This window comes from Microcoleus sp. BM001215392, assembly GCF_036700185.1.
Lineage (GTDB): Bacteria > Cyanobacteriota > Cyanobacteriia > Cyanobacteriales > Microcoleaceae > Microcoleus.
In genome coordinates, this window is sequence record NZ_JAUBOJ010000038.1 from 10,415 (window position 1) to 17,094 (window position 6,680).

The 6,680-nt window shown below is 43.0% G+C and carries 6 protein-coding genes and 1 pseudogene; 2 read left to right on the plus strand and 5 right to left on the minus strand.

Annotation, left to right across the window (positions count from 1 at the left end; all coding sequences use genetic code 11):
- A partial coding sequence (locus tag QT974_RS07010; protein WP_333467800.1) for a hypothetical protein occupies positions 1–265 on the plus strand: 265 nt, incomplete at its 5' end.
- On the opposite strand, the gene QT974_RS07015 is transcribed toward QT974_RS07010, so the two are convergent.
- The 3 genes from QT974_RS07015 to QT974_RS07025 form a co-directional block, all read right to left on the minus strand.
- Positions 228–1,976 carry an ATP-binding protein gene (locus QT974_RS07015; RefSeq protein WP_333467801.1) on the minus strand — a complete coding sequence of 583 codons (1,749 nt, stop codon included), beginning with the start codon at positions 1,974–1,976 and terminating at the stop codon, positions 228–230. The genes QT974_RS07010 and QT974_RS07015 overlap by 38 nt on opposite strands.
- Before the next feature lie 67 nt (positions 1,977–2,043).
- On the minus strand, positions 2,044–3,162 hold the full coding sequence (locus QT974_RS07020) for a hypothetical protein (protein ID WP_333467802.1): 1,119 nt from the start codon (positions 3,160–3,162) through the stop codon (positions 2,044–2,046).
- 101 nt (positions 3,163–3,263) lie between these two features.
- The gene (locus tag QT974_RS07025) at positions 3,264–5,036 is read right to left on the minus strand and encodes a type IV secretory system conjugative DNA transfer family protein (RefSeq protein ID WP_333467803.1); all 1,773 of its coding nucleotides are present in this window, start codon (positions 5,034–5,036) and stop codon (positions 3,264–3,266) included.
- A gap of 4 nt (positions 5,037–5,040) precedes the next feature.
- Between QT974_RS07025 and QT974_RS07030 the strand changes: the two genes are divergently transcribed.
- The gene (locus QT974_RS07030) at positions 5,041–5,247 is read left to right on the plus strand and encodes a hypothetical protein (protein WP_333467804.1); all 207 of its coding nucleotides are present in this window, start codon (positions 5,041–5,043) and stop codon (positions 5,245–5,247) included.
- A gap of 34 nt (positions 5,248–5,281) precedes the next feature.
- Here QT974_RS07030 and QT974_RS07035 read toward each other — a convergent pair whose 3' ends face one another.
- Entirely contained in the window at positions 5,282–5,821 is a 540-nt protein-coding gene (locus QT974_RS07035; protein WP_333467805.1) for a hypothetical protein, read from the minus strand.
- A gap of 272 nt (positions 5,822–6,093) precedes the next feature.
- Positions 6,094–6,680, minus strand: a pseudogene (locus tag QT974_RS07040) (hypothetical protein); the annotation flags it as partial.

Consider the following 6,680-nt stretch of genomic DNA (forward strand, 5'->3'; position numbering starts at 1 on the left):
AATTTATCAACATTTACTTAAGCCCTCATTTTCTGCTGCTTTGTACGTTGGCACTGGTGAAGTTGTGGAACCAATTTATCAACATTTACTTAATCCCTCATTTTCTGCTGATTTGTACGTCGGCACTAGCGAATTTATGGAATCAATTTATCAACATTTACTTAATCCCTCATTTCCTGCTGATTTGTACGTCAGCACCTGCGAATTTATGGAATCAATTTTATCGCTCAAGATTTACTTGATACCTCCTCTCCCCAAAAAGTAGAAAGTATGGGTGCAAATAAACTCGTATCGGGACTGGAAGCAGGCACGGAAACGTAGCGCGATGAATTTTCCATTGCCAGAATTCTATCTGTATCTCTCACGAATAAAGGCGTTATTTTCTTCCTCTCTTCTAAGAAATCATTCAATTCCAATCTGACAATGCCATGTAAAGTTTTAGATTCGATTGACAAAGGTAAAACCAACAAATCGCTTTCGGGTAAATTGACCAAACACCTTAATTCTTGAATCTGCTCTCTATCTGTTTTATTCCACAGCGAAAATTCCGAGTTTTTACCGCTCAAGATATTCGCTATTTCTCTAGCTTTTTTTTGAGCAGCGGCTTCTACCATGCGGGCAAGTTCTGCTCCAACAAAATTGTTAGTCATGTTCAGCAAAATCTGCCAAGATCGGTCTGAAAGGGGAGATTCTGAAGTATTTTTGTATCTGTTATCAAAACGAGCAGCGTGGAGTTCCACAATTTGCTTTCGCTCGCACGCTTGCGGAAATCCCACGTAGAAAATCGCATCAAATCGGCCAGAACGGGTTAGCTCTGGGGGTAGTGCTGCAAGGCGGTTGAGAGTGGCAATTACAAAAGTGTGACCCGTTTTATCTTGCAGCCAAGACAGCAATTGACCGAGAATTTGAATGCTGTTGCCCGACTCGCCAGAAAGAGAACTGGAATTAGAAGAAAAAAGCTTATCCAACTCATCAAAATAGAGCACGCTTGCTCCTATTGCTTCCACTCGCTGCAAAACACAGGACAAATACGCCGCTCCCCCAGCAATCAGAGCGCCCACATCCACGCTCACCAAGGGTACGCCTAATTTAGAAGAACAAACAGACGCGGCAAATGTCTTACCGGTACCGGGTGGCCCTACCAACAGCCAACCTTTCGGCAAGGGAATAGAAAAGCTTCTCGCCATCCCAGAAAATTGAAATCTTACGTCTTCTAAGGCATTCCTCAGCAAATCTAAACCCCCGAATTCGCCTAAAATTGAAGGTTCCTTAAAAGTCAATCCCAATTCCCGAAACTTGCCAATTTTATACTGACGCAGGCTACTAGATATGTCTGAAGATTTTCCGTAATAACCTTGCTGCCAAAGAGTTACTCCCCTAGCAATTTCTTTCAAAAATAAACCAGACATCGCACTAATCAACTGTTCCGAATCGGCTGGCTCCAAACCAAATTCTGCGGACAATCGAGATGCTGACTCAACCAAATGCTCTCTGTCGGGCAGTGGCAAAAAGACTGAAGGTACTAAACCTTTTAAATAGTCGTCTACCCGCAGCCCATTTGTAGAAAGCAATACTAAAAAATTACTACCACCGCTGGCTGCAAATTTAAAGTACAAATTGGCAACTATTGCCGATAATTGCAGTTGTCTTTCTTCTGAGTTGAAATCGGAAATGCTGCGAATCTGCATGAGTTCCTGCATATTCTCAATTACAAATATACCCGGAGTGTCTGTTATGCACAAATACTTCAAAATATTAAAAATGCCACAGCAATCGGGAGCTACGAAACTGTGAGGACGAGAAATATCTTGAAATCGACAGGAACCAAAGTCCCAAAAATAGCAAGGTATTTTAAATTCTAATGAAGCTTCTTCAAGTAATTGAAATGCAGAGGGTCGCTCTATCAAAGGAGCCACAAATTCTACTGCCCAACCGGCAGAAGCCATAATGCCTGACAGTGCGTTTGTATGAGCCATAAATCATCCTCGTTGTTTTACATTGCCCTAATTAGTGGGAGATTTATCTACCACAAAATCCTGATAGTTAAAGTTCTAATTGTGCTTTTTTCGACTGTTTAGAATTAGACTCATAAGGTCGAGACTGACTCGGCTTCATTTTCATCAATTCAGGAAGAGCTTTTTCAAAACGCTCCAAATCTGCTTCAGTCATGCGGCTGCGGAAGTTTCCGCAACCATCGTCTATCAGCAAACAGCGGCGATTTGGATCGTCGATGCGGCACCGACCGTCTGGAGTGGCTTTCCAAATATAGTGCACCCCTTTCACTTCAACAGGCGTACCGACTGAGGCTGAAAATTCAACTAAATGCTCCACTACATAACGCAATCTAGAATCGCTACCCAATGATTGAGATGGTTGAAATTGAGATGGTTGAGATTGCGATGGTTGAGATTGCGATGAGTGAAATTGAGATGACTGAGGTTGAGATGATTGAGACTGAAGTGATTGCGATGCTTCCAGTGTCGGTGTGAAGGACGGCGAAGGTACTGACTTCTCTGGAGTAGCTACCGCACGACTTCTCAGTTTAACAGCGGATTGCTTCTTTCCGACAGAACCCTTGACAGCTTCCTTTACAGGTTCTACAACTACTTGCTTACCTCGATTCAGTTCTTCAATAATGCGCCTGGGTTCTTCGCTTAATGACGAATTGTCGCGAACTTTAAAAAAAGATGCAAAATAATTTGACTCAAAACCAGCACCTATAAACTTATTAACTAAAACAGTACCTTCAGCATCGGTTTGAAGTACAGGTTTGCCCGCAAAATCAATTCGCAAATCGGCGGCACTGGGCAATGCTGACCCTTCTGCAACATTTTTAAGAGCATCTAAAGTTTTTGGCAAGCCTGGATTGTAAAATTTACCAGCCATACCGGAAAGAGTGTCTATTTTTGAACCGCCTGTATACCCGAAAAGTAGGACATCTCCCATGCTTATTTGCATCCCACTTTCTAAATTTCTTTTTCTTTCGTCTGCTTCTAACTTTCGCCGCTCATCTTCCTCTTGTTGAGTCAATTCCCGCAAACGTCGCGCTGCTTCTTCTTCGGCTTGCTTAAAAGCTATTTCAGCACTGACAACAGCGGCAATTACGGATCTAAAAAAAGACTCTTGAAATGAAACTATTTCTCCTGTACTCACAGATTGCATTTAACGTTACCTCACTTTTAAATACTTATTAGGGCAAAGAGAAAAAATCAGCACGACTGGTTTGGACAAAACCTGAACCTGGAAAAAATCAGCATGACTGATTAGAATAAAACCGAAGGTTCCTTAGCACCCGACTCTGCTGGCTCTGGAAATAGCTCTTCAGCAAGATTTCTGCGCTCTTCAAATTGCTGCCGCCGTTCTTCATCGGAAATAGTGCGACTGTTTTGCTCCAACAAAGTGTTTCGTATTGCGTCCCATTTTGACTCGGCCCAATTCATCTGTTTGATATCGGCTTGCGGAACTTTTATGCTTTGAATGCTGGGAACATAAGCCTCTTTAGAAGGCCCGCCCTCGGTATACCCCGGATTGATTACTACTGCCCTACCCACTCCTAACTTCAGAAATTGAGCGGGTTCTAGCAAGTATTTTTTATTGGTTTGTTCGCCGTAACTGGTAGAATTGCCGCTCTTACCCGTGCTGGTAGATTTAGAACGAAAGCTAATTTCTTCTTCTCCCAAATAGTCGGCAAATACCTTGGCGCTTTCCGGGTCTTGCGGGTTAAAGATAATTTTATGAGCCGTACCGCCAATTATAGCTCTCGCCAAGTCTTTGCCGTAAAACTTCTCTAGTTGCGCCATATTTTGGTAGCCCAAAATGCCCACAAAACCGTCTTCTCTATTTTCGTTCAACCAATTAACTAAAGCTGGTAAATAAAGCGTAGGCAGCTCATCCAGGGCTACCACCAAACAATCATTTCTGGGAACAGTGCGGGAAACGTTGCGGGTGACAACCATGTGCAGGATAGCTGCTAACAGCGGCCCGACAATATCTCGATTGTTCCTGTCCAAGCCGAATATAATCATCTGCTTGCCTTCTAAATCTAAAGGTAATGAAGTTTCACCGCAAAAAGCACCAATAAAATCTTTTTTCAGGAACCGCATAAACATCCGCTGGGCTGTACCGACAATACCGGAAACAGTTTTTTCGGAATCCTTGACGCTAATTAACTGAGAAAGCGGGCGTGTTGTCCAAACTTTTAGTTTAGTTTTGGAAGCTTCATCCATTCTCCCGGCTAAGTTAGAAAGGCTCAAAATTGCTTGTGCCATCATTAAATCACAGTATTCTTTTTTACCAGTTAAAGTCGCTACAGCCTTTGTTACCAACAACAAACCCTCAACTAAACTGTCTCCTGCTTCTTCAAAAAACTTATCTCCTGAACCGCCTCCTGAGTTAAAATTTTTACCGATTACTTGTGCCAACTGACCCGCAGCAACGGCATCTTCTTCATCTCTAATTAAATCCAGGGGATTGCACGTTTCTGATTCAGGACGACCGGGAGCAAAAACTCTAACTGTATAGCCTCGCTTTATGGCGTAAGCTACGGCTCTTTTGCACTGTGCGGGATACTTGAAATCGTACAAAAGTAGGGGGAATCCCTGATCCAAAGTCGATCTAATTAACGGGTCAATAACTGTAAAAGTTTTGCCGCAACCAGCAGCTCCAATTACGGAAACACCCCGCTGCACGTCTGGTAAATAAAACGATCGCTCTGTACTGCCAATTTTGCCGATCCATGCTGCTGTCCTGTGTATTTTGTTGGGAGGTTTATCGCGCAGCAAACCTACATCTCTCCACATTGCTTTAAGTTTTTCATCCATAAACTCAGGCTGTCCTACGTACAAAGCAACGCTGTTGCGGGTAGGTTTGGCTATTTGCTTTTTGGCTTTACGACCGGCCGACGATATTTCTGATTTGCCGGCCCACCGAGAGGTGGCAATCTTTCCTTTTTTTCCCCCACCAAACATCTGCAAAATCAAAACAGCGGCCAAGCATCCCAATAAAGTCATGCCGTTTTGAGATTTGGCAAAGGTCATCGCATTGCCCAAAGCGGCCTGGAACCCGTTGCTGGAACTTGCTAATGATGAGGAACCTACCAATGATGAGGAAGTTGCTGATGACAATAAACCTAATGAAGAAGAAGTTGCTGATGACAAAGAACTTGCTGATGACAAGGAACCTACTGATGATGAACTTACCAATGATGAGGAACCTACTGATGATGAGGAACCTACTAATGATGGGTAATTTACTGTTAAAATCAAGTCGTTATCTCGGTTCATTATTCTACCCTCAAAAAACTCGAACCAAACCAACAGTATTGACTTTCTACTTCACCGCTGTTATCAATACTCTTTTGTGCGATCGCTAAACACGGAATCCCTTTGTTGACCACCGACAAAAACTTAAATTTTGGCTCGACCGATCGCAAAAGCGTGCTTAATACTTTTTGTCGATCGATGTAAATAGAATACAAGCAGCCTCCGACGCCGCATAAATTTTGAGAATTGAATCGAAAGACCTGAGCAGAGTCACGACCTGAGCTGGAAACAAAAGGCAACCGCAAAACTTCCATTTTTGACTTATCAAAAGTTTCGACACCAGCCGAAGTAATGTAATTTTCTTGAACTACATTACTTAATAAACTGGGTTCTATTTGCGATGCGTTACTCCAAGTAGATAAACCGGGAGTCGTAACAGATAAATTCCGAAATACGGAGAAACCCAACAGCAACAGTACCGCCAGGCCTGCTATTGCCAAATACAACCGAGGTCTCAAATTTAACTTAAACCTACTTACCGCCTTCGCTAAATTGTTCATACAACCTCCTAGATAGAATATCAATTGTTATTTGCGATCGCCCACAGCATTCGTAATGACAAACATTCGTTATTGAGATAGAAGTTTTAATCCAATCGTTTCTCCTTCCCACGTGCAAAAAAATACATATTTGACAGAAAGCAAACTTGAAAATAGGGGTACGGTACTATTCTCAGAGTTGAGATGTTTGAACTTTTCAGTTTTTAAATCACAAATCACCAATCTCAAAATCGGTCAATTTTTCAATTGTTCAATTCTTCAATTGTTTGACTTCAACGCACTTTGCTGAAACTTTGATAAGACTCGGCTACCTTTTTGCCGTAACCAAACACCGAGTAATAACCGTGAATATCTGATGCGGGAGAATCCACTGGAATAGCTGGGCCTCCATATTGCATTTGCCCGATTCTTTCGATCGCCCGCTGACCCGAAAATGGCTGACCGGTCTGAGGATCTGTCTGAGATAGGGCAGAATCGATCGACCTTTTTGCAATTGCTTCAAACACTTCTTTCTGAGCTTCTGAAGGAAAAACTTCACTCAAGCGATCCGGAGTCACAGCCTCTCCTTTATCCAATTTTGATAACACGTCAGAACCCCCAGGGCGAGACGATATGGCGAACCGAACATCAGGCCTGTAACTCATGAGTCCGTAAGCGCCCAAACCAGAGCCACAGTTGCCCGTTCCGTCGCAGGTGTGGGTTCCCACTGAATTGAAATTGCCCTCAATTCCCTGCATGGAATTGCCCAAAGCATCGAGAGAAATGCCTTGATACGGAGCTCCTACACCACCTGATTTTGCCGGAGTATCTGAATTGGATGCTCTGGATGTATCTGAATTGGATGCTCTGGATGTATCTG

Bases quoted from the DNA above. Each gene is read 5' to 3' on its own strand.
- QT974_RS07015 (WP_333467801.1), bottom strand. From the start codon at position 1,976: ATGGCTCATACAAACGCACTGTCAGGCATTATGGCTTCTGCCGGTTGG.
- QT974_RS07020 (WP_333467802.1), bottom strand. From the start codon at position 3,162: ATGCAATCTGTGAGTACAGGAGAAATAGTTTCATTTCAAGAGTCTTTT.
- QT974_RS07025 (WP_333467803.1), bottom strand. From the start codon at position 5,036: ATGACCTTTGCCAAATCTCAAAACGGCATGACTTTATTGGGATGCTTG.
- QT974_RS07035 (WP_333467805.1), bottom strand. From the start codon at position 5,821: ATGAACAATTTAGCGAAGGCGGTAAGTAGGTTTAAGTTAAATTTGAGA.